Raw genomic sequence first — 22,579 nt, forward strand, 5'->3', positions numbered from 1 at the left:
CTGCGGCGTTGTCACACCACGAGCCTAGTGGGTCACTGCCCTGGCAACGCGGAGGCTCACCGCGAAGCGGGTCCGCACCTGCTCTTTTCGGGTCTCACCGGGCTCGGGGATGTGCGAGTGCGTACACCTCACGCATGGTTCCGACCGTCACGAGTGTGTACACCTGCGTGGTCGTGACCGACGCGTGGCCGAGTAATTCCTGCACCACACGGACATCCGCACCGCCGTCGAGCAGATGGGTCGCAAAGCTGTGCCGCAGGGTGTGCGGCGAGACCGCCTTGTCCAGTCCGGCCCGCTCGGATGCGTCGACCAGTACCTGCCACGCGCTCTGGCGGCTCAGCCGGCCGCCTCGGGTGTTGAGGAACAGTGCCGGGTTGAACTTGGAGACCAGCGCGGGCCGGCCACGCACGAGGTAGGCGTCGAGTGCGGCGATCGCCGGTCGCCCCACCGGGACGATCCGCTCTTTTCCGCCCTTGCCGCGCAGCACAACAGACCGCGACTCGGTGTCGATGTCGTCGACGTCGAGTGTGACGGCTTCCGAGATGCGGGCCCCGCAGCTGTACAGCAGTTCGAGCAGTGCCCGGTTCCGCAACGACCTCGAGTCGTCGGCGGCGTCCTCTCCCCCGCTGGCGGTGAGAATCGCGAGAACCTCGTCGACCGGCAGGCTCTTCGGAAGTCTCCGGGGAGCCTTGGGCGGAGCCACAGCGTGTGCGACGTCGGCCTGCACGAACCCTTCGACCGCGGCAAATTTGTGAAAACCTCTCGTGGCCACCAGGGTTCGCGCGATCGAACTGTCGGCCAGCGGCGGTTTGCCGTTGTCTGCGTCACCGCGGCGCAGTGCGACCAGGAACTCGCGAATGTCTGCTTCGGTGACGTCGGCGAGCGTATCGATCCCCCGCGCGGCCAGGTAGTCCTGATAGCGGCGGAGGTCGCGGGCATAGGACTGCAAAGTGTTTCGCGCCGAACCTCGTTCGACCTCCAGGTGATCCAGGTAGATCTGCACCTGGTCTGCGAGCGTCATGAGGTTCGGCGCGTGGTCATGATCGGGCGGCTCGACGTTCGGCGAACGCCACGGGCCGGTCGGTCCACGGAGCATCGACATCGCGCAACGGAACCGCTTGCGCGCGCGAGGCACCCAGTGCCAAGATGCCGGCCACCGCCGTCGCATTGACGATCTCACCGGCGAGGACCTTCTGGACCGCATCGCCGAGAGCAACCCAGTGCAATGTCATGTCGGCTTCCTCGTGTTCCGGATCCGGTTGTGGCACTTCGGTTATCCCGGTGGCGAGATAAATCCGCAGCGCCTCGTCGGTGAATCCGGGTGAGACGTCGACGTCGACCAGCACCTGCCACCGCTCGGCGGCAAGACCGGTTTCCTCGAGCAGTTCACGGCGGGCCGCGTCGACCGGGCTCTCCTGCGGTCCCCCGTCGAGAAGCCCCGCCGGTAGTTCGAGCAGGCGCCGTCCGATCGGATGGCGGTACTGCAGCACCAGCGCGATCTCGTCCCGATCGTTGACGGCCACGACCGCAACGGCGCCGTGGTGTTCGACCACTTCGCGTTTGGCGGAACCCCCTCCGGGCATCGCGACCTCGTCGACGCGGAGCGCCAGAATCGCCCCGTCGTACCGAACGTCGGTTCCGAGGGTCCGGAACTCATGACGCTCGCTCAAATGCCGGCCTCTTTCGCGCCCGCCTCTGCAGCGGTCACGTCGAGAGCCTGATCGAGATCGGAATCGAGATCAGGATCGGGATCGTCGTCACCGTGGACGTTCACCGGCAACCGCTCGGCCATCTTGTACCGCAGCGACGCCCGCACGAATGCACTGAACAACGGGTGCGGACGCGTCGGCCGGCTTTTCAGCTCAGGGTGGGCCTGGGTTCCGACCAGGAACGGGTGCACCTCACGCGGGTACTCGACGAACTCGACCAGGTGACCGTCCGGCGAGGTACCCGAGAACACCAGCCCACTTTCGGCGATCTTGTCGCGGTAGCTGTTGTTGACCTCGAAGCGATGGCGGTGGCGTTCGGAAACATCAACGGAGCCATAGGCATTCGCCACGACAGAGCCGCGTTCCAGCTTCGCCGGGTAGGCGCCCAATCGCATTGTCCCGCCGAGATCGGCGTCACCGGCGACGGCATCTTCCTGATCGGCCATCGTCGAGATCACCGGGTAAGGCGTGTCGGGATCGAACTCGGTGGAGCTCGCGTCGGCGAGTCCAGCGACGCGTGCGGCCTCGATGACGATGCATTGCAGGCCCAGGCACAGTCCCAAGAGCGGGACGTTGTGCGTGCGGGCATACCGGATCGCGCCGACCTTGCCCTCGATGCCGCGGATGCCGAATCCACCGGGGATCAGGATGCCGTCTGCCTGGGCGAGCACGGCCTGGGCACCGGCGTCCTCGGCGCAGTCATCCGACTGCACCCACACCAGGTTCACGCGGGCCCGATGGGCAAAACCGCCGGCGCGAATGGCCTCGGTGACCGACAGGTACGCATCGGGCAACTCGACATATTTTCCGACCAGCGCGATCGTGACCTCTTCGCGAGGCTCGTGGACGCGCTTGAGCAGCTCGCCCCACACAGTCCAGTCGACGTCCCGGAATGGCAGACCGAGCTTGCGGACTACGTAGGCATCGAGCTGTTCGGAGTGCAGCACCTTGGGGATGTCGTAGATCGACGGAGCGTCCGGCGTCGAGATGACACCTTCGACGTCGACGTCACACATGAGTGCGATCTTGTTCTTCAGGCCCTCCGGCACGTCGCGATCACAGCGCAGGATCAGCGCGTCAGGCTGGATACCGATGCTGCGCAGCGCGGCCACCGAGTGCTGGGTGGGCTTGGTTTTGAGCTCGCCCGACGGCGCGAGGTACGGAACCAGCGACACGTGCAGGAAGAAGACGTTGTCGCGACCCACGTCGTGACGGATCTGGCGCGCGGCCTCGATGAACGGCTGCGATTCGATGTCGCCGACCGTGCCACCGATTTCGGTGATGACCACGTCGGGGATCTCGCCGTCGTTGTCCGCCTGGCTCATCGCCAGGATGCGGCTCTTGATCTCATCGGTGATATGAGGGATGACCTGCACCGTGTCGCCGAGATACTCGCCGCGGCGTTCTTTGGCGATGACGGTGGAATACACCTGTCCGGTGGTCACATTCGCGAAACCCGAGAGATCACGATCGAGGAAGCGCTCGTAGTGGCCCACATCGAGATCGGTCTCGGCGCCGTCTTCGGTGACGAACACCTCGCCATGCTGGAACGGGTTCATCGTTCCGGGATCAACGTTGAGGTACGGATCCAGCTTCTGCATGGTGACCCGCAGACCGCGCGCGGTGAGCAACTGGCCGAGGCTCGAAGCCGTCAGACCTTTGCCGAGTGACGATGCGACGCCCCCGGTCACGAAGATGTGCTTTGTGCCTGACCGCACATGACGTAGTGGACGCAACGCTTCTCCCGTTTCGGCGTGCGACGGAGCCGAACTCATCGTTCGGCCCGCCGGTTGTAAGACGAAGCCGAACACAAAGCTCGACTTGTCAGTACTGCGGCAAGAAATCCTTGCCTACCTACGGGACTCCACGGTAACACCAATGGACAGATTTCCTACTGTTGACACAACTCGGCGATTCCTCAGAACCAGACGTCACAGACACGAACGCCACGAGCCGCACGCCAATGTGGCGCAGATGACACGTGGCATCGCAGTCAGACTTTCAGAGCGGTCGGGCGAGTTCGATCAGCTCTCCGGCGCAATTGCCGTCGCACCGGGTCCGGTGCCGTAGGCACCGTTCTTGTTGCCCAGCTCGTCGATCAGCGCCAGTACGGCGGTGATGTTGCCGGTGGTCTGATTGACGTTGTCGACGGTGGAGACCTTTGCGTTCAGACTCGGATCGGCGCGGACCACCGCGATCGGTGACGAGCCGTCCGCAGATCCGGTCCGGCCGACCAGGACGGTGCCGGCACCGCGTTCGGAGAAAGCCGACGCAAAGCGGGCGATCACCGGTCCGCGGGCACCGGAGTCGTCGGCAAACTTGTTGCCCGTCACGATGATCGAGAGCTGAGAGGGAGCCACCGCACCGTCGGCGTAGTCGATGAACCCACCCTGCTTGAGTGCGGCCAGGCCGGCCTCGGTGGCAGCGGCGTCCACCTGCGGTTCCGCATCCTCCGGCGACAAGTTGAGCAGCAGCCCCAACAGATCACCGGCCCGACCGCCGGAGTCGGTCAATTCGGTCTTCAAGGTACTGCCGGGCGGAATCGACTGGTCGACGATCGAACGCATCTTCTCCGCATTCTGATCGCTCACGAAGCTGTCTGTGAGTGCCAGCTGTCCGCTGACGATGGCTCCCGATTTGTTCAGGTTGTCTTTGACGGTCGCGACATCACCCTCGTCGGCGCCCGGAGCGGTGATGATCAGCACCGGACGGTCGGTGAGGGAGTCGGCCAACAGGCGACCCGCGATCGCGGTGTCGAAGTTGTTGGCGGAGTTGACATTGTTGGTCAGCTGCTGATTCTCGTCGCGCAGTTCCTGCTCATGATTGTCTTCGGCGCCACTGGCCGATCCGAACGTGTCAGCAACAAATCCGGATCCCAGCACCACACCGACAGCGAGGGCGAGGAACACCGCGACCAGCGAAATAGCGTGCTGGCGAAGCGAAATCACAAAAATCTCATTCCAGGAGTATTAGATCGGACCAGCCGAAGAACCCTCAGAGGCAACGACGCCCAGAGGTCACCGGCGGCGATCATTCATTCCACACGCGCGCAGCCCAGTCGGTGAGGCGGTTCCATTGGTCGACGATCCAGTCGGCCACTTCGTTGCCGCTGCTCGACATCATCACCGCGACGACGACGGCCACCAGTGCGGCCAGGATCAGCAGTGCGATGGCAACGCCGGAAACCCGCGAACGATACAGGGTCGCAACTGCTTTGGCGTCGACGAGTTTGGCACCGACCTTGAGCCGGGTGAGGAAGGTCGAGGGGTTCGATTCACGCAGGCTGCGGTCGAAGAACTCGTCGATCGAGGCGGGGTGGCCCACCGTGACGATGAGTGCGGCGTCGTGATGGTCGACGAGCAACAGCGCGAGGTCGGCTGCCGATCCGGCGGCCGGGAACGTCATCGCGCCGATTCCGAGGTCCTGGATCCGCTCGAGTCCCGGGGCGTGGCCATCGGGGTCGGCAGGCAGGACAACCTGGGCGCCGGACTTGAGCGTGGCGGACTTCATTCCTTCGGGATCACCGACGATGAGGTCTGGTCGGTAGCCCATCGCCATCAGGGTGTCGGCGCCGCCATCAACACCGACCATGATCGGCTGGTATTCCTTGATGAACGGCTTGAGGCGCTTGAGATCCAGGGCGTGATCGGGTCCGTCGGCGACGACCACCACGTGCCGGCCCTCGATGCGCACGTCGACATCCGGGACACCGACACCGTCGATCAGCAGCGGCGACTCGCTCCGGATGAATTCGATGGTGTTGCCCGAGAAGGCTTCGAGGTGATCGACCAGACCGGCCTTGGCATCGATCATCAGGTCGGCGATCTCACGCTCACCGAGTTCGGTGCCCTTGGCGAGCCGGCGCTCACCCGAGTACAGGCCACCTTCGTCGACGCGGATCTTGGCGCCGTCCTTGATCCGCTGGAAGACCTCGACTCCGACGTCGTCGATCAGGGTGATGCCCGAAGCTGCCAGCAGCTCGGGTCCGAGGTTGGGGAAACGACCGGAGATGGACGTCGAAGCGTTCACGACGGCCAGCACATCAGCGGCGACGAGTGCGTCGGCCGTGATGCGGTCCAGGTCGACCTCGTCGAGGATCACGATGTCCCCGGGGCCGACTCTGGACAGCAGTCGTTTGGTGTTCTTGTCGATCCTGGCGATACCGCTGATCCCAGGCAGAGTTTCGGTTGTGCGTGATAGCAGGGCAGGCATCCTCATGCGGAAAACACTGAACCACAACTCGATACTTTTGTCGGAGGCGCGCCGTAACACACGCCTCTTTTGTCACACGAGTAACACGTGTATCGCGCTCAGAATGCCGCTTTCTCTTGCTCCGCAGTGCCCAGGAGCTCCTCGGCATGAGCCCGCCCGGTATCCGAATCACCAAGTCCGGCAAGCATTCTGGCCAGTTCAGCCACGCGCTCCTCACGGTCGAGAACTGCCACAGAACTCGTCACCGACGCACCCCTGGCCGATTTTGAACCCGCCGAGGTCTGTTTTCCGATCAGAAGGTGATTGTCGGCAAATGCCGCAACTTGCGGCAGGTGCGTGACCACGATGACCTGATGCGCCTGCGCCAAGCGGGCCAGCCTCCGACCGATCTCGACCGCAGCGCGACCGCCGACACCGGCGTCGACCTCGTCGAACACCATCGTCGATCCGCCACCGGGACCGGCCAGGACCACCTCCAGCGCCAGCATCACGCGGGAGAGCTCACCTCCCGACGCCGATTTGGCGATCGGCCGGACGGGCGCGCCCGCGTGGGCCACCAGTCCGAACTCCACCCTGTCCGTACCGTCGGGGCCGGCATGGACCTGACGGCCCGCGATCTCGAGCGACCGGCGATCGTTGTCGGTTGCCGGGTCTGGAGTGACGATGACCTCCAGTTGCGCATCTCCCATCGCCAGACCGGTCAGTTCGGAACTGACTTTCGTCGCCAGCGACTTTGCCGCCTTCACGCGCACCTTGGTGAGCTTGCCTGCAGCCACACCCACGTCGTCGCGGGCAGCGGTGACCCGGGCCGAGAGGTCTTCGAGCGATTCCGACGAGTCGCCGATCTCGGTGAGCCGTGAGCGGGCGGCGTCGGCCCAGGCGATCACACCATCGATGTCCGGGGCGTACTTGCGGACCAGTGACTTGAGTTCGGACTGACGCTGCAGCAACTGCTCGAGCTCGGCCGCATCTGCGGGCAGACCGGACAGGAAACCGCTGAGCTCCTCACCGATGTCGCCCACGACATTCAGCGCTTCCTCGATCCGCGGCAGCAGACCACGCAGGGTCTCGTCGTTGATCGTGCTCACACTCGTCCGTGCAACGCCCAGCCCGTCGAGGACCGAGCCGCCGAGCTGTCCATCGTGGTTCGGGTCGGCGCCGGTGACCGCCACCAGCGCGGCGGCCGCGGCAGCGCGGACAGTTTCCAGATCACCGAGCCGGCGCACCGTCATCGCGATCTCTTCGTCTTCGCGGGCCTGCGGCGCGACCTTGTCGATCTCGTCGAGGCCGAACCGGAGTCGGTCGGCCTCCTGCGCGATCTCGCGGGAGTTGGCCTGTCGTTCCCGGAGCTGATCGGCCAGTGTGACCCACCGGTCGCGTGCTTCGCGGTAAGCCTTGAGCGGTTTGGTCACGGCATCGGCGGCAAATCGGTCGAGTGCATCGCGCTGATGTTCCGCGCGCAGCAACCGCAACTGGTCGTTCTGTCCGTGGATCGCCAACTGGCCGCTGGTGAACTGCCCGAGCAGTCCAACCGGGACGGACCGGCCACCGAGGTGAGCCCGGGATCGGCCGTCGGCGTTGACCGTTCGGACCGCGATCACCGTGCCGTCGTCGTCCAATTCGGCACCCGATGAATCGAGCACTTCCGCGGCCTCGGTGCCGGTGATCCGGAAACGGCCTTCCACCACTGCCCGGCTCTGGCCGGTACGGACGCGGCCGGCATCGGCCCGGGCACCGGACAGCAGATGCAGGCTGGTGACCACCATCGTCTTACCCGCACCGGTCTCGCCGGTGAGCACGGTCAGGCCTTCATGAAACTCGGCGCCGGCCTTGTCGATGACGCCCAGACCGCTGATCGAGATTTCTTCGAGCACTAGGTTTGCCTTCCCCTCCACCCCGTGACCGGCAATTCGAACTTGCGCACGAGCCGGTCGGCGAATGGATCGGAGTCGATCCGGATCCAGTGCACCGGCTTGGCTCCACGGATGACCTCGATGCGGCCGCCGGCCGGTACGTCGATGTTGCGTCGCCCGTCGCAGGAAACAAGAGCATCCTGCCCACGAGCCATCACCTCGACCGCGACCAGCGAGCGGGGGCTCGTCACCATCGGCCGGGCGAACAGTGCGTGCGCGTTCGAGGGAACGAGCAGGATGGCCTCCAGGTCGGGCCACATGACCGGTCCCCCTGCGGAGAACGCGTAGGCGGTGGAACCCGTCGGTGTCGACACCAGGATGCCGTCGGCACCGAACGCCGAGACCGGGCGTCCGTCGACCTCGGTGATCAGCTCCAGAACACCCTGCCGCGACAGGTTCTGAATGCTCACCTCGTTCAGGGCCCAGGTCTGCGCGATGACCTTTCCGTCGACCCGGACGCTGATGTCGAGCGTCATCCGGTCTTCGATCTCATAGTCGCGGTCGACGAGTTTCGCCATCACCTCGTCGATGCGATTCGCTTCCGCTTCGGCGAGAAACCCGATGTGCCCCAGGTTGATTCCGAGTACCGGCACCGACACCGGGTGTGCGAGTTCGGCGGCCCGCAAGAATGTGCCGTCGCCACCGAGCACGATGACGACCTCACAACCGACGGCCGACTGGTCGTCGCCGGCTGTCACGGCAACGTCGGCACCGATCTCGCGCAGTTCGTTGGGATCGAGCGGATAAACCGCGCTCACATACCGTTGCTCGGGATGGCTGGACATGATGTCGTGATCGACGACCCGCAATCCGATACCGGCATCGGCGCAGCGTTTCGCGATGACCGCCATGGTCTCCTGCACGTTGTCGCGGCCGGTGTGGGCAACAACCAGGAACTCACGTTCGTGCGGACCCGCCTCCACAACCTCTACAGCGGGGACACCCACCACATCACTCACTGGGGCCCTTTCTCGATCGCCTCGGCAATTGCCATACGCACATTGTCATCTACGACAGCGGGTTCGCTCTGTTTACGCAGCCAGAGGAAGTATTCAACATTGCCCGACGGACCCGGCAACGGGCTCGCCACGACAGCGAGCGTCTGCAGGCCGTGGCTCGCCGCGGTCTCGGCCACATCGGTCACTGCTTCTGCGCGCAGCTCGGCACTGCGCACCACTCCGCCTGATCCCACGCGGTCCTTGCCCACCTCGAACTGAGGTTTGACCATCGGAAGGAGGTCGGCACCGGGCTTGGCGCAATCGGCGAACGCGGCGAGGACGAGATTGAGGGAGATGAACGACAAATCGGCCACCACCAGATCCACCGGACCACCGATCTGCTCGGCGGTCAGGCTGCGGACGTTGGTGCGATCATGCACGTGGACCCGGTCATCGTTCTGAATACGCCAGATCAGCTGGCCGTAGCCGACGTCGACGGCAACGACCTCTGCGGCCTCCCGGCGAAGCAGGACGTCGGTGAAACCGCCGGTGGAGGCACCCGCATCGAGGCACCGTTTTCCGGTGACGGAAACACCGTGTGGCTCGAACGCAGCCAGCGCACCGAGCAGTTTGTGGGCACCACGTGACGCCCAGCCCTCATCGTTGTTCGCCGCCACCACGATCGGCGCGCCGAGATCGACGTTGGTGGCCGGCTTGCCGGCTACGGTGCCGTTGACCTTGACCAGACCCGCTTCGATGAGCTCCCGGGCATGTTCCCGAGATCGGGCCTCCCCCCGCCGGACCAGCTCGGCATCGAGGCGAGCCCTACGCGCCATGGCGCACACGGCCGGAAACGACCCCGAGAACAACGTCAGACACGGTCGACCTTCTCCAGGGCGTCGGTGATCACCGTATGCGCCTGTTCGAGGAGATGCGCCTGCTTGGCCAGCTGGATCAGCGACTCACCACCGGTCACGACGTCGCCCGCGCTCTCGTCGCCGACGGTGTCGTTGCCTGTCACGGCCACGTTGTCGGCCTGTTCGAGCAACGCGGCAACCTCACGCCGGATCGAGTCGGGATCGACGGCAGCGGTGGGTGGGACCGCGCCCGGGACGGGGCCCGGGGTCGGTCGGGATCCCGGAGTGGGGCCGGGTGTGGGTCTGGGGCCGGGAAGGGGTTGGTTCATCGCCTGCCAAGGTTAGTCGATCTCGGGGGCTATTCGATTGTTAGCGTCGAGTGATGACCTCGACCACGCGACCGCACCCGGATCCGACTGCACCCGACGCTCGAGTCCTGCGCCGCGACACCAGGCTGTGCATATCGTTGTCGGGACGGCCGAGCAATATCGGCACCAAATTCCACAACTACCTCTACAACGTGCTCGATCTCGACTACGTCTACAAGGCCTTCAGCACAACGGATCTGCCGTCCGCGATCGCCGGGATCCGGGGGCTCGACATCCGGGGAGCCGGAATCTCGATGCCGTTCAAGGAGGCGGTCATCGATCTGGTGGACGTGATGCACGATTCAGCGGCCGCGATCGACTCGGTGAACACGATCGTCAACGACGGCGGAACGCTCCACGCCTACAACACCGACTACCAGGCTGCGGCAAATCTGTTGCGCGACAGCGGAATCTCCACCGGCAGCTCAGTGGCTATCGCAGGCAGCGGAGGTATGGCCAAAGCAGTGGTCGCCGCGCTACGCGACGAGGGATTTGCGGACACCGTCGTGGTCGCCCGCAACAAATCGGCGGGGCGGGCACTGGCGGATCGATACGGCTTCACCTGGCAACCCGAGCTCGGAACCCAGACACCGGACCTGCTGGTCAACGCCACACCCATCGGGATGGCGGGCGGCCCCGACGTCGAGGGCATGCCTTTCTCCGCTGCGGCGGTCGGGGCAGCGCAGGCGGTGTTCGACGTGGTGGCGATGCCCTCACAGACACCGCTCATCACCGCCGCAACCGGTAAGCCGGTGATCACCGGTGCGCAGGTGATCGCGCTCCAGGCCGCAGAGCAGTTCGTGCTCTACACCGGAGTGCGACCCACCGACGCGCAGGTCGCCGCTGCCTCGGAGTTCTCCAGAAACTGAAGTCACCCCGAGGCCAACCGGATCAGGCGAGCAGACCTGCACTCTTCAGCGCGTTCTGCGCTTTCTCTTCGGCGGCTTCGACAGTCCACGTCGCTGCGGTGCGTTCGTTCGACCAGCCGGCGTGCAGAACCGCGTAGAGCGCTGCTGCCGGGTCGGCGTCGTCGTCGGTGGCCACCACGGTCAAGGTGCTGTCGAGTGCACTGACGTGCCAGCCCGCACGAGGTCCGACGATGATGTCGTCGGCGGTGGCATTGAGTCCACTCAGATCGGCGGAGACGAACGTCGGGCGCTGCGCCTCGGGCGCATTGAGCGCGTCGGCAACGTTGTTGACACCGGTCAGGACGAACAGGCTGTCGGCCTCGATCGCGTTGGCACCTTCGATGTCGGTGTCGAGACGATCACCGACGACCAGCGGGGTCTTGGCGCCACTGCGGTTCACGGCATCGATCATCAACGGCGCGGCAGGTTTACCGGCGACCAGCGGCTGTCGGCCGGTGGCATGGGCAACTGCGGCGACCATCGAACCGTTGCCCACCTGCAGCCCACGCTCGGTCGGCACCGTGGCGTCGACATTGCAGGCCACCCAGAGAGCTCCGGCACGCAGGGCGAGAGCGGCCTCGGAGAGGATCTCCCAGCCGGTCTCGGTCGAATGTCCTTGCACCACAGCGGCCGGACGATCATCCGCGCTGCGGGTCACGCCGAGTCCCACCGAGCGGACCTCGTGGACCAGCGCCTCGGTGCCGACAACCAGCACTCGCGAACCCATCGGCAAACGCTCCGACAACAACCGCGCAGCGGTCTGCGCGCTGGTGACGATCTCGTCGGGATCTGCCGCAAATCCCAAGTCGCGCAGATGTTCTGCGACGGTCTCCGGCGAACGGCTCGCGTTGTTGGTGATGTAGTAGTTCTTCTGGTCACCTCGGTCGAGCGCGTCCTTTGCACCCGGGATCTCCAGCTTGCCGGCGTAGACCGTGCCGTCGAGATCAAGCAACAGGGCATCGTAGGCATCGCGCAAACGATCACCGGCCGCGGCCGGCGCCGCCGGAACGAGCGTGGGCCGGACCGGTTCGGCAACAGCAACCGGGGCGACTTGGGCAGCGCGGGCCTCGGAGCGGACCGGTGCCTGCACCTCGGATGGCAGATCCGCGGCCCCGGGCTCCGCTTTGGTCCCGGCTTCGGTCTCGGGCTCGGTCTCGGGCTCGGTTTCGGGCTCCGACAGCTCCATCAAGCGCTCTTCGGCGTCGGTGATGTCGTCCTCGTCGGCCGAGGCCGCATTCATGAACCAGGTGATCGCTTCGTCGCGACGCCCGCCGGCCAGCAGGGCTGCGGCGTAGGCGTAGAAGTAGCGGGCAGCTTCGGTGCCGACCCGCGACGGATCCAGATCACTGGTCTGAAGTGTGACGATGGCCTTGTCGAAATCGCCGAGGTCCAGGCGTGCGCCGGATTCGACGATCCGCATCTCAGCGGCAACCTCACCGGTCAGCGCCCGACCGTCGTCGCTGCGTGCCACGTCGATCGCTCGCTCGGGACGGCCCAGGCCGCGTTCGCAGTCCGCGATCATCGGCAGCAGTGCGTTACCGGCCGACATCCGCTTTGCAGCGCGCAGTTCGGAAAGTGCCTCGGCCCATTCCTGAGCGTTGTAGGCGGCCAGCCCGGCGGCTTCGCGAACCATGGCGATGCGTCCGGCACGGCGTCGTGCCGCACGGGCATGTTCCAGAGCCAAGGGTGGATCTTCGTCCAGCAGGCGGAACGTCATGATCAAGTGGCGCGAAACCGCGTCTGCGTTCACCCGGTCGAGGCTGAGCAGATCGCGACGAACCTCGGTGTCGAGGTCTTGCGGGAGAACATCTTCGGGAAGCGGGGGCTCGGGTGGGCGGTTGGCCGAGCCGGTGCCGCGGCGAGCGTTCGAGTCGTTCCGGAAGTTACGGCCGCCGCGATCAGATCCACCACGGTCTGATCCGCCACGGTCTGATCCACCACGGCGATCGGAGGGCCGTCCGCTGTTGGAATTGCCTCGGCTGTTACCACTGCCGTTGCCGATAGGTCGGTCGTTCACGTCTGCCTCTTCGCCACGATCACACCACCTGCGAAGACCGCAGAATCGATGGATTCACGCTATGTAGTTTCGTTGGAATGGCCGAATGGCCGCTGACCAGAATAGCCGCTGGAGTCGTCGAACGGCTAATTCCGAGAAAAGGATCACCTCATCGGGCTGCCCGATACTTCAGCGACTCCTACTTCAGGCTGCGCAACACTTCAGCGGCAGCCCGTTGCCCGGACCGCACAGCCCCATCCATGTATCCGGTCCAGTAGTCGGACGTCTCGGTGCCCGCCCAGTGGATCGGACCGACGGGCGCGCGCAACGCCGTCCCGTATCGGGTGAGAGTGCCGGGACGGCTGACCGCCACCGGTCCGCCTTGTGACCAGGGCTCGAGGTCCCATTTGAAGATGCCGTAGTCCAGGTGGTCGCGTGCTTCGGGACCGAAGTAGTCGACAAAGTTCTGGGTGCACTCGGCGACGATCTGTTCCTCGGGAGCGTGGTCCAGGCGCCGCATTGCATCACCGGATATGAAGCCCATCAGGACGTGATTGCCCTCGGCATAGTTCTCGAAGCAGACGTCGATCGGTTCACCATTGCCGATCACCTGACCCGACAGACCCTTCGCCCGCCAGAACGGCGTGCTGTACACCGCGGCAAACTTGCTGATCGCGCCCATCCGGTAGCCGGCGTGCAGTCCCTGACGCTCCGTGGACAAGCCTTGCAGATACTCGATGTCGCCGCTGATGGCCGGTGACATGGCAACAATCACCTTGCGCGCCTTGACAGTTCCGACATCGCTGCACACGGTGGCGACGCCATCTGCCCACCCGATCGAACGGACTGCGGCGTTGTAGACGATCCGGTCCCCGAGTTCGGCGGCCATCGCAAGCGGAATCAGCGCTGCCCCACCGACAAACAACTGTTCTTGCGCGCCCCCGGAAGTGCTCAGCAAGCGGATCAGGCTGCCCGGATTGGCCTCATCACCGGCGGCTGCCACGTAGTTGAAGAAGTAGAGAGCCGACAATTCGTGCGCTTCCACTGACAAGGCGGCAGAACTCGCCAGACCGAGCAGCATGCGCGCGGTCGGCGACATCGTCCGGCTTTCCAGCCACTGCTCCCAGGTCACCGAATCCAGATATGCGGCATCGGGATGTTTCCAGGGTTCACCCACCGGAAAGTTCAGAAATGCTTGCAGTTCTACCTGTGCCAGCGCAAGCGCCGCCTCCGGCGTGGCCGGATCGATCGGGAGGCCGAGCGCGCTGGGCATAGTGGAACGCTGTCCGCTGTTCCAGTAGACGCTGTCACCCTCGTTGTATGTCGGGAGTGTGGCGATGCCGTATTCGCGGGCGAGCGTGGCGATGTGGTTTTGGGTCGGTCCGATGAATTCGGCTCCGGCGTCCAGGGTCACACCCAACTTCGGAGTGGAGATGTTGTGCACCCGCCCGCCGGCACGCTCACGGGCCTCGAGAACGAGGACCGATCTACCGGATGCGGCGATCTGTTTTGCGGCAGCGAGCCCCGACAACCCGCCTCCGACGACCACCGCGTCATACGTCTCTGTCCCAGGGGCGCCCCCCGGTGCACCATTCGTCGACGCCGAGGACGTCGCAGTGCCCAGGAGAGTGCCGCCGACAGAGAGTCCAATGGCCCCCAGCGCGGCACCGCCCAGGAGTCGCCGACGCGTCATCGGCACTCCGGTCAGTGGGCGGTGACCAGCGCTGAAGGGTTCGTGGTTGGACATGGCCGGAATATTAACCCGGCCGGCGAATTAATGTGGGTCAAACGACCCAGTGGACTGACCGCACCATCCTCGAGGCAGTCCTCGAGGATGGTGCGGTTAGTGGAGTCAAGTCAGCAGTTGTCGACTCAGTAGCAGTCGATCAGTAATAGTGAGCTCGCCCGCCCACCTTGCGTCCGGTGCTACCGAGGATCCAGAGCACCGCACCGACTACCAGCAGGACCGCGCCGACGATCCACAGAATTTGGATGCCCAAGAGCAGTCCAAGGATGAGCAGTATTGCGCCGATGATGATCACATGAACTCCAGACTGACATGCGGTGGGACTGGATGGACGAGAACTCGTCCGTCTCCACTCGCGGGGTCCTTGACTGTTTCAGCACGGGCGTGCCGTAAACCCCGTTTTGTCCGATTACCCAGACTGCAACGGCTTAAACACATTCCGAACACATTCCGTTGCCGCGCACACCTGACCAGGTGTGTGGGTTCCGGGGAGTGGGTACTCGCGGGGGGGCAACTGAAGGCATGTGCCGACTGTGGTTTGTGATCACAAATCGGGCGTTGACGGAGGGATGGAGACATGGCTACCAAGAGTTCGCAGCCTCAGCTCAAAGACGAGAAGTTCTACGAAGATCTGCGCGAGCAAGGGGCATCCAAAGAGAAGGCTGCACGTATCTCGAATGCCGCAGCGAAGCGGGGACGCAGCAGCGTGGGCAGAAAAGGCGGCAAGTCCGGTTCATACGACGAGTGGACCGTCGACGAACTCAAGAGCCGGGCGAAAGAACTCGGGCTCCGCGGGTACTCGAAACTGAATAAGGGTGACCTCATCGATGAGCTCCGCAATCATTAGGCATCGGCCCTGATCAACACTGCTTAATGTTCACTATCCAGAGATCGTGCCTGTGCCCATACAGATGCCACGATTGGGTCTGAGGTGTGACAAACTAGAAGAACCGGTCGAGACAGCAGCCGCGAGATCCGATCCGGAACCATTTTCACCGCGATCGTTCTCTATTTCGTCGTGGTCGAAAGGACTCGCAGCTGTGCAGCACCCAGAGAACTCGAAATTCGTTGACACCAGTGGAACCCATGCTGGAAGTGCTGCGGTGTCGGTGGTCACTTCTCATCACGGGGAGCTGGCCATTCTCACTGTTGCGGGCAGCCTGGACGTCTTGACCGCGCCTGCGTTGTCCGAGGCTGTCGGCGAGGCGCTCTCCAAACAGCCCCCCGGCCTCATCATCGATCTGACTTCTGCGGACTTCTTGTCGTCCGCCGGCATGACTGTGCTGATCGCCGCGCAGGAAGCAATCGCTCCGTCCGGATGGTTCGGCGTTGTGGCCGACGGCCCGTCGACTGCTCGGCCGATGCGACTGGTCGGCCTGGACCAGGCGATGACCATCTACACGACTCTTGAAGCAGCTATCGACGCCATGACAGATACCCCCGAAAACCGTCGCAACCGAATCTCCTAGGATGCTCTGCGGTCTATGGTAGGAAGTCTTATCTGTCACTCGAAAGGGGGCGCGTCGATGCAAACGTCACAACTGGAGCTGTCTCGACGAATGGCCGATGTGGCCAGGAGTTTGCGTGCCGAAAGCGATGACATCGAAACCGTTCTACGTGCGATTTCGAAGGCGGCGATCGATTCGATCCCAGGCACCGAATACGCGAGTGTCACCCTGGTCACCGGTAAATCTCGGGTCGAGACACCGGTGGCGATCGGCGATCTCGCGGGCAGATCCGATGCGCTGCAACAGGAACTGGGCGAAGGGCCCTGTATCCGGTCGGCCATCGGCGAAAAGACTGTGTGGATCGACGACATGCGGGACGAGGCACGCTGGCCCCGTTTTGCCGCTGCCGCCGATGCACTGGGTATCGCCTCGATGATCTGCTTCAGTTTGTACGTCGAGGGCGACCAGTTCAGCGCATTGAACCTCCACAGCACCACCCCCTCGATTTTCGACGACGAAGCACGCTCCATCGGGCAACTCTTCGCCGATCACGCCAGCGTCGCGCTGTCGAGCGTGCGCGAAAAAGAACAACTACGCACCGCTCTCAACAGCCGGGATCTGATCGGTCAGGCCAAGGGCATGATCATGGAGCGCTACCACCTCGATTCGACTGCGGCGTTTCGGTTGCTGGCGAAGCTGTCGCAGGATTCCAATGTGAAACTGGTCGATGTGGCACAGCGTGTGGTCGACGCCGGGCCCGAAGATCGTTGAGCCCGGCTCAGACAAGTCCCTCGAGTTCGGCGACCGTGTGCCCTGGTGTCTTGCGAAAGATGTCGAGTCGGAAGTCGCAATCGGCGTAACCCGCGACATGCGTCAGATCGGTCTGCGACAGCCGGTGATGGACATGATCACCGCTCGTCGGATATTCGTCCACCTGACGACGCCAGTGAACGGCAACCAGATCGCCATCATCGGTGAGGGTCTCCAGAGATCGTTCGAGCACCGTCTCGAACTGTGCCGGATCAAGGTAGTAGAGCACCTCGCTCAGCACGATCAGGTCGAACGTCCCATTCGGCCAGTCGTCGACGAAGTCGCGGGCCTGAACCTGCACCCGGTCGGCCACCGATGCGAGTCGCCCGGCGGCGATCGCGGTCGCCCGCTCGCTGAGGTCAACGGCCAACAATTTATCGCATCTGTCCGCGAGTAGTTCGGTGAACACACCTATCGAACAACCGGCTTCGAAGGCATTGCGGTAGCGCTGTTTTGGCAATGACGCCAATGTCAGCCGATACTTTCTTTCCTCGTACCAGCGGGTGGTGAAACCCCAGGGATCATCGCTGTCGCGATACATCTCGTCAAAATACTTGTTGTCCAACAACGCTCCTCAGCCGAAGACGTACTCGTGTGTGCGGGTCAGCCGATCGAGGATGTGTGGCAGGAGCACCGGTCGGTCGGCGGCATCCGGCGACAACGGGTTGATCTGCGTGTCGAACGCGGTGATCGCGATTCGTTTGGTGGCGAGCGCCGTATTCGAGAGCTGATGCCGTCGCATGTCTTCCCAGGGAATCTTCGATTCACCCGGAGTTGCCCAGTGCCACATCCAAATCGGGTATTGCCACAATTCGATGCCACGGTCTGCAGCGACCTCACGCGCGCATCGGCCAACCGCTTCATGATCTGGATGGCCGTCGTGTTCCCACACCGCAAGTACAGCCAGGGTTTCCTCCGGCCATTCGTCGCAGATGTCGTTGATGATCGATGTCATCGCATCGTGCTCGCGATCGAGACCTCCGTCGGGCAGGCCGAACCAGCGAGACCTGCTGATTCCCAACACCTTCGTGGCGACATCGAGTTCCTCCTGCCGTCGGGTGGCAAGTTCTTCGGGCGACAAGGTCGGCGATCCGGGATGGGAACCCGCTCCGTCGGAGAAACACACCGGCACCACCTCGATCCCAGCTGCCGCGGCGGCGATCATCATGCCTGCGGCGCCCAGCACCTCGTCGTCAGGGTGGGCGGCGAGCACGATCAGCCGATCCACCTTCACTTCGAGCTGCGGCCACTCGCGTGTCGACAGCCAGCTCTGCCACTGCTCTTCCGTGGTCCCCCGCTCATCGATGGGTACGGCACTGAACCGCTCAGACGACCTCATCGGGCATCTTCTCCCGCTGCGAGCCGCCCGAGTTCCACCAGATCGCGGTCCGCGTGGGACTGTCTGATGTAGATGCTCAGATCTGCGACCGCCTGCGCGTGATCCGGGTTTCCGACAAGGGGAGCCGGCCCGAGTGCGCGTGCCACCCGATCGAGTACACCGGCGGCGATCTGCTCGATCGACCAGCGCACTCTGAAGGCTCGACGACGTGCGTCAGCGAGATCACCGGGCTTCTTGTCGATGTCGGCAGCGGCCTGAGCCAGCTCCGCCCAACCGGTGGCCAGTTGGGCATCGACCGCACCCAGGTGCATCAGGGTGATGTCGTCACTGTCGGAACGGGTCTTGCGGTACAAGGCCTGTGCCACCTTGGCCGCACCGCCGAACCAGCACGCGGCAACCCCGACACCGCCGTGCCAGAAGCCGGCCCTGTCAAGATATCCTCCGGGCTCTCCCACGGGCCGGGCCTCGACGTCCACGAATTCGACCGCTGCAGTATTCGTTTCGGCCATTCCGCGGTTGCACCACTCGACCGCCGACGGATGCACGCCGCTCTGCCGAAGATCAACGGCGAACAACCGTCGACATCCATCAGCCCTCGCCGTCACCAACGCGTGTGTGCACCCCGAGGCGCCCGAACACCAGACCTTGGTCCCGGTCAGTGTCCAGATACCCGACTCGATTTGTGCCGTCACCAGCGGTGCCGGTGGTTCCGCGGCCCAGACACCCCACAGCTCCCCGGGCCCCATCGGCGGCCCGTCGAGTTCGTGGAGAATTGCGGCGGCATCACAGTGCGCTTCCACCATGCGTCCCACCGCGATATCGCTGCGGGTGAGATCGGCCAACTGCCGGAACCGCCCGATCGTGTCTCCTTCTCCCGGCAGCGGGAGACCGAACTCGGACGCTGACACGATGCCGAACGCTCGAGTGATCGCTCCCGAACTCACGACGCCTCTCCGGTGTCGAGGAGGCCGACCAGATAGTCGGCGAAGCCGCCGGTTGCCCGGCCATCCCGTCGAGTCGATGTCAGCACCGGCGCCCGAGCGCTCCAACGTATGCGAACTCCCGCAAGCCGCAGGCGCGCCACGAGATCCACATCCTCGTCATGGTCGATGAGCGCAAACCCACCGACACCGAAGTACACCGACGCCCACATCCCCAGATTTGCGCCGTGGACGTGACGGTGGCCTTCTGCGGGCTGGTATTCGGCCGAGAACTTCGCGGCGACCTCGGGTGGCCAATCCGGCCAAGTGCGCACGGCGATCGTGCCGACGAAGGCATCCCATCCGTCGGCGGCGGCCGACAGCTGCTCGCTCAGCCAGTTCGGCGGCACCACCGAATCTGCGTCTGTGGTGGCAAACCAGGTGTGGTCATCCCAGAAACCGTGGTCAAAACCCGCTTTGCGGGCTTGACCGACAGATCGCCCGCTCACCGCTATCGACTCCATACCGTCAGGGACGCAGGCCGCCGTTTCGTCCGTGCAGTCATCGAGCACAACCACCACCCGGACCGGTACATCCACCATTTCGGCAGCAACATCGATCGAGCTCAAACAGGCAGGCAGGACATCCATCTCGTTGTGGGCAGGAACGACGACAACAATGCTCTCCGGTCGTGGTCTCGCGGCTGCCATCACACCCCACCTCCCGAATCGGAGGTAAGGCTCTGCACCGCATTCTCCAGGTCAAGGGCCAGGTCCCGACAATCCTGAAACACCAGACTCGCGCCGGCATCGCGCAATGCACAAGCGCTGACGCCGCCGGTCAGCACCCCGACCGGCCGGGCACCGGCCTTCGTGGCTGCAATTGCATCCCACGTCGCATCCCCGACCATGATCGCGTTGGACGGGGTCACACCCGCACGCTCTATCGCGATCTTGACCAGTGTCGCATCGGGTTTCGCGGTGTCGACGTCCTCGCCGGAAGTGACGGCATCAACATGTTCCTCGATATCCAGCAGACCACGCGTCAGCTCGAGTTCGTCCGGCGGTGCCGATGATGCAAGCACCACCACAAACCCCAACGTCTTCGCTCTCTCGACGACCTCGCGTGCACCGGGCAGCACCCGCAGTGATCTCTGAGCAGCCGCTCGATAGATCCGACTGTGTCCTTCCGACATGTCGTCGGCCAGTTCGGATCGCTTGGGATCGCTGTCCTCGACACCGGCGAGCGTCAGCAGTTCGTCAACCAAGAGCCCACCATCCATGCCGATGCGTCGATGGACCTCCCAGAGCGGAACCGTCAGCCCCGCCTGGCAGAACGCTTCATGCCAGGCCACAACGTGGGTGTAGACGGAGTCGACAAGCGTGCCGTCGATGTCGAACAGGATTGCGATCTGCCCGTCTTTCACCCGACCACTCCCGCCCCCGTCCACCACCTCACTACGCCTTGTGCTGAGCGCCGGTCCGCGCCGGATTGCTCTGCTCTGCAGCCTTCGGATCGAGTTCGTTCTCCTTGGCGCGCACACCGGCTTCGACCGCGCTTCCCAGGTCCGGATCGACCCGCCTCCAGTACTCGAAAGCCCGGGCCAGCACCGGTTCGCTGACACCGTTCAGAAGGTGGCCAACGATGTTGTCGGTCAGCCGCTCTCGCGCGGCGTCGTCGAGGACCTCACGCACCATCGTCCCGGCCTGCCCGAAGTCGTCGTCCTCGGGATGATCAACGTATGCGGACCTGACGATCTCTCCGCTTGCTGCCCACCCCGGTTCGATCTGGAAGCCAGTCGCGGCCGCCGGACCGCCCTTGGAGTTGGGCGCGTACACCGGATCGACCGCATTGATCACCCGCATCGCGCCGTCCTTGGAGTACGAATGCACCGGGTACTTGGAAGCATTGACAGGAATCTGCCGGTAGTTCCCGCCGATCCTGGCACGGTGCGCATCTGAGTATGCGAAGCCACGAGCCAGCAGCATCCGGTCCGGGCTCAGGCCGATCCCCGGCACCAGATTGTTCGGTTCGAATGCCAACTGCTCGATCTGTGTGTGATGGTCGGTTGGATTCTGGTTCAGCGTCATCCGTCCGACTTCATGGAGCGGATAGTCCCCGTGTGGCCAGACCTTGGTCAGGTCAAAAGGATTGAACCTGTACGCGGCCGCGTCGTCGAACGGCATCAACTGCACCTTCAACGTCCACGACGGGAATTCGCCATCGGCGATGTGCTCGAACAGATCTCGCGTGTGATAGTCCGTATCGATCGCGGCCATCTGATCGGCTTCATCCTGCGTGAAGAACTCGTGGCCCTGGTCGGTGATGAAGTGGTACTTAACCCAGTGCTTGACACCCTCACTGTTGGCCCAGAGGTAGGTGTGGGAGCTGTACCCGTTCATGTGCCGCCAAGTCCGAGGGATGCCCCGGTCCCCCATCAGCCATGTCACCTGGTGCGCGGACTCCGGGGACAGACTCCAGAAGTCCCACTGCATGTCGTGGTCACGAAGGTTGTTGTCCGCTCGCCTCTTCTGCGAGCGGATGAAGTGCTGGAACTTGAGTGGATCCTTGATGAAGAACACCGGGGTGTTGTTGCCGACCATGTCGTACACGCCCTCGCTGGTGTAGAACTTCAGCGCAAAGCCACGGGGATCACGCCAGGTGTCGGGGCTCCCACGTTCACCGGCGACAGTCGAGAATCGTGCTGCCATCTCGGTGGTCACACCGGGCTGAAACACCGATGCGCACGTGTAGGCAGACACATCAGCCGTGACTTCGAAGACACCGAATGCGCCACTGCCCTTGGCGTGCGGCTGCCGTTCCGGAATACGCTCCCGGTTGAACTGTGCCATCTGCTCGATCAGGTAGTGGTCATGCAACACGATCGGGCCGCCGGCACCAACAGTCAACGAGTGTTCGTCGCTGGCCACCGGGGCACCGGCATCGGTTGTGGTGTAGATCTGCTCGTCGGTCATGCGCACCTCCATGCTCGGAAATCGGCAGTCGGGAGGCCGGCAACGGGCTGCAGCCGTCTCCCGAATGCCAGTTACCCAGGCATCGCGCCGCTGAAACAGACAGTGGAGGTCTACCCCGGAACGCACTGAAGGCCCCCGACATATAGTCGAGGGCCTTCAATGGAAATTGTGTTCGGCGGTGTCCTACTCTCCCACACTGATTAGGGTGCAGTACCATCGGCGCTGGTAGGCTTAGCTTCCGGGTTCGGAATGGGACCGGGCGTTTCCCTACCGCTATAGCCGCCGTAACAATGTGAAACAACCATCACGCACAAATCGAGTTAATGATTAGTGCTGATCATTTGTTTGTTTGTGTGTTGTTTCAGATATTGCACAGTGGATGCGAGACATTATGTCTATGTTTGTTTTGGTTGTAAGTCCTCGGCCGATTAGTACCAGT

General features: G+C 63.8%; 22 protein-coding genes and 1 rRNA gene. 4 read left to right on the forward strand and 19 right to left on the reverse strand.

Annotated features, from left to right (window positions below):
• Positions 1-94 precede the first annotated feature (94 nt).
• From xerD to H290_RS0115590, 9 genes are all read right to left on the reverse strand, one after another.
• Positions 95-1,021 carry a site-specific tyrosine recombinase XerD gene (gene xerD / locus H290_RS0115550; RefSeq protein WP_028463245.1) on the reverse strand — a complete coding sequence of 309 codons (927 nt, stop codon included), beginning with the start codon at positions 1,019-1,021 and terminating at the stop codon, positions 95-97.
• Positions 1,022-1,037: 16 nt separating this feature from the next.
• Complete coding sequence (locus H290_RS0115555; RefSeq protein ID WP_020107743.1) at positions 1,038-1,670, reverse strand: NUDIX hydrolase; 633 nt, start codon at positions 1,668-1,670, stop codon at positions 1,038-1,040.
• Entirely contained in the window at positions 1,667-3,445 is a 1,779-nt protein-coding gene (locus H290_RS0115560) for a CTP synthase (protein ID WP_036519195.1), read from the reverse strand. Before H290_RS0115560 ends, H290_RS0115555 begins: the two co-directional genes overlap by 4 nt.
• 288 nt (positions 3,446-3,733) lie before the next feature.
• On the reverse strand, positions 3,734-4,657 hold the full coding sequence (locus tag H290_RS0115565) for a copper transporter (RefSeq protein ID WP_020107745.1): 924 nt from the start codon (positions 4,655-4,657) through the stop codon (positions 3,734-3,736).
• Between the two features lie 82 nt (positions 4,658-4,739).
• Positions 4,740-5,927 carry a putative cytokinetic ring protein SteA gene (gene steA, locus H290_RS0115570; RefSeq protein WP_036519100.1) on the reverse strand — a complete coding sequence of 396 codons (1,188 nt, stop codon included), beginning with the start codon at positions 5,925-5,927 and terminating at the stop codon, positions 4,740-4,742.
• 92 nt (positions 5,928-6,019) lie between these two features.
• Entirely contained in the window at positions 6,020-7,795 is a 1,776-nt protein-coding gene (recN, locus tag H290_RS0115575) for a DNA repair protein RecN (protein WP_020107747.1), read from the reverse strand.
• Complete coding sequence (locus tag H290_RS0115580; protein ID WP_020107748.1) at positions 7,795-8,793, reverse strand: NAD kinase; 999 nt, start codon at positions 8,791-8,793, stop codon at positions 7,795-7,797. The genes recN and H290_RS0115580 overlap by 1 nt, the downstream gene beginning before the upstream one ends.
• A complete protein-coding gene (locus H290_RS0115585; protein ID WP_020107749.1) occupies positions 8,790-9,608 on the reverse strand; it encodes a TlyA family RNA methyltransferase in 819 nt (272 codons plus the stop codon). Before H290_RS0115585 ends, H290_RS0115580 begins: the two co-directional genes overlap by 4 nt.
• A gap of 35 nt (positions 9,609-9,643) precedes the next feature.
• A complete protein-coding gene (locus tag H290_RS0115590; protein ID WP_020107750.1) occupies positions 9,644-9,958 on the reverse strand; it encodes a hypothetical protein in 315 nt (104 codons plus the stop codon).
• 53 nt (positions 9,959-10,011) lie between these two features.
• On the opposite strand from H290_RS0115590, the gene H290_RS0115595 reads away from it, so the two are divergent.
• Positions 10,012-10,866 carry a shikimate 5-dehydrogenase gene (locus H290_RS0115595; RefSeq protein WP_020107751.1) on the forward strand — a complete coding sequence of 285 codons (855 nt, stop codon included), beginning with the start codon at positions 10,012-10,014 and terminating at the stop codon, positions 10,864-10,866.
• A gap of 22 nt (positions 10,867-10,888) precedes the next feature.
• Here H290_RS0115595 and H290_RS0115600 read toward each other — a convergent pair whose 3' ends face one another.
• From H290_RS0115600 to H290_RS31465, 3 genes are all read right to left on the reverse strand, one after another.
• Positions 10,889-12,922, reverse strand: coding sequence for an HAD-IIA family hydrolase (locus tag H290_RS0115600; protein ID WP_020107752.1), 2,034 nt, complete (start codon positions 12,920-12,922; stop codon positions 10,889-10,891).
• Between the two features lie 178 nt (positions 12,923-13,100).
• On the reverse strand, positions 13,101-14,648 hold the full coding sequence (locus tag H290_RS0115605) for an FAD-dependent oxidoreductase (RefSeq protein WP_020107753.1): 1,548 nt from the start codon (positions 14,646-14,648) through the stop codon (positions 13,101-13,103).
• 139 nt (positions 14,649-14,787) lie between these two features.
• A complete protein-coding gene (locus tag H290_RS31465; RefSeq protein ID WP_020107754.1) occupies positions 14,788-14,943 on the reverse strand; it encodes a DUF6131 family protein in 156 nt (51 codons plus the stop codon).
• A 282-nt stretch (positions 14,944-15,225) separates the two neighbouring features.
• On the opposite strand from H290_RS31465, the gene H290_RS0115615 reads away from it, so the two are divergent.
• The 3 genes from H290_RS0115615 (at position 15,226) to H290_RS0115625 (ending at position 16,867) form a co-directional block, all read left to right on the forward strand.
• The gene (locus H290_RS0115615; protein WP_020107755.1) at positions 15,226-15,495 is read left to right on the forward strand and encodes a Rho termination factor N-terminal domain-containing protein; all 270 of its coding nucleotides are present in this window, start codon (positions 15,226-15,228) and stop codon (positions 15,493-15,495) included.
• Between the two features lie 193 nt (positions 15,496-15,688).
• Positions 15,689-16,117: an STAS domain-containing protein gene (locus H290_RS0115620; RefSeq protein ID WP_020107756.1), complete on the forward strand. Its 429-nt coding sequence runs from the start codon at positions 15,689-15,691 to the stop codon at positions 16,115-16,117.
• 57 nt (positions 16,118-16,174) lie between these two features.
• Positions 16,175-16,867: a GAF and ANTAR domain-containing protein gene (locus H290_RS0115625; RefSeq protein WP_036519103.1), complete on the forward strand. Its 693-nt coding sequence runs from the start codon at positions 16,175-16,177 to the stop codon at positions 16,865-16,867.
• A gap of 7 nt (positions 16,868-16,874) precedes the next feature.
• Here the strand turns inward: H290_RS0115625 and H290_RS0115630 are convergent, their stop codons facing one another.
• From H290_RS0115630 to rrf, 7 genes are all read right to left on the reverse strand, one after another.
• Entirely contained in the window at positions 16,875-17,471 is a 597-nt protein-coding gene (locus H290_RS0115630; protein WP_020107758.1) for a class I SAM-dependent methyltransferase, read from the reverse strand.
• A gap of 9 nt (positions 17,472-17,480) precedes the next feature.
• The gene (locus H290_RS0115635; protein ID WP_020107759.1) at positions 17,481-18,245 is read right to left on the reverse strand and encodes a PIG-L deacetylase family protein; all 765 of its coding nucleotides are present in this window, start codon (positions 18,243-18,245) and stop codon (positions 17,481-17,483) included.
• On the reverse strand, positions 18,242-19,189 hold the full coding sequence (locus H290_RS0115640) for a hypothetical protein (protein ID WP_020107760.1): 948 nt from the start codon (positions 19,187-19,189) through the stop codon (positions 18,242-18,244). The genes H290_RS0115635 and H290_RS0115640 overlap by 4 nt, the downstream gene beginning before the upstream one ends.
• Entirely contained in the window at positions 19,186-19,875 is a 690-nt protein-coding gene (locus H290_RS0115645) for a glycosyltransferase family 2 protein (protein WP_020107761.1), read from the reverse strand. The genes H290_RS0115640 and H290_RS0115645 overlap by 4 nt, the downstream gene beginning before the upstream one ends.
• Positions 19,875-20,591: an HAD family hydrolase gene (locus H290_RS0115650; RefSeq protein ID WP_028463252.1), complete on the reverse strand. Its 717-nt coding sequence runs from the start codon at positions 20,589-20,591 to the stop codon at positions 19,875-19,877. The genes H290_RS0115645 and H290_RS0115650 overlap by 1 nt, the downstream gene beginning before the upstream one ends.
• A gap of 31 nt (positions 20,592-20,622) precedes the next feature.
• Positions 20,623-22,140, reverse strand: a complete 1,518-nt coding sequence (locus H290_RS0115655; protein ID WP_028463253.1) for a catalase — start codon at positions 22,138-22,140, stop codon at positions 20,623-20,625.
• A 170-nt stretch (positions 22,141-22,310) separates the two neighbouring features.
• Positions 22,311-22,427 (reverse strand): 5S ribosomal RNA (gene rrf / locus H290_RS0115660).
• Positions 22,428-22,579 lie beyond the last annotated feature (152 nt).

The sequence above is a fragment of the Nocardia sp. 348MFTsu5.1 genome, from assembly GCF_000383535.1.
In the GTDB taxonomy this organism is placed as follows: Bacteria; Actinomycetota; Actinomycetes; order Mycobacteriales; family Mycobacteriaceae; genus Williamsia; species Williamsia faeni.

Bases quoted from the DNA above. Each gene is read 5' to 3' on its own strand.
- H290_RS0115605 (WP_020107753.1), bottom strand. From the start codon at position 14,648: ATGTCCAACCACGAACCCTTCAGCGCTGGTCACCGCCCACTGACCGGA.
- H290_RS0115585 (WP_020107749.1), bottom strand. From the start codon at position 9,608: ATGGCGCGTAGGGCTCGCCTCGATGCCGAGCTGGTCCGGCGGGGGGAG.
- H290_RS0115645 (WP_020107761.1), bottom strand. From the start codon at position 19,875: ATGGCAGCCGCGAGACCACGACCGGAGAGCATTGTTGTCGTCGTTCCT.
- H290_RS0115635 (WP_020107759.1), bottom strand. From the start codon at position 18,245: ATGAGGTCGTCTGAGCGGTTCAGTGCCGTACCCATCGATGAGCGGGGG.
- xerD (WP_028463245.1), bottom strand. From the start codon at position 1,021: ATGACGCTCGCAGACCAGGTGCAGATCTACCTGGATCACCTGGAGGTC.
- H290_RS0115655 (WP_028463253.1), bottom strand. From the start codon at position 22,140: ATGACCGACGAGCAGATCTACACCACAACCGATGCCGGTGCCCCGGTG.
- H290_RS0115590 (WP_020107750.1), bottom strand. From the start codon at position 9,958: ATGAACCAACCCCTTCCCGGCCCCAGACCCACACCCGGCCCCACTCCG.
- steA (WP_036519100.1), bottom strand. From the start codon at position 5,927: ATGAGGATGCCTGCCCTGCTATCACGCACAACCGAAACTCTGCCTGGG.
- H290_RS0115615 (WP_020107755.1), top strand. From the start codon at position 15,226: ATGGCTACCAAGAGTTCGCAGCCTCAGCTCAAAGACGAGAAGTTCTAC.
- H290_RS0115625 (WP_036519103.1), top strand. From the start codon at position 16,175: ATGCAAACGTCACAACTGGAGCTGTCTCGACGAATGGCCGATGTGGCC.
- H290_RS0115595 (WP_020107751.1), top strand. From the start codon at position 10,012: ATGACCTCGACCACGCGACCGCACCCGGATCCGACTGCACCCGACGCT.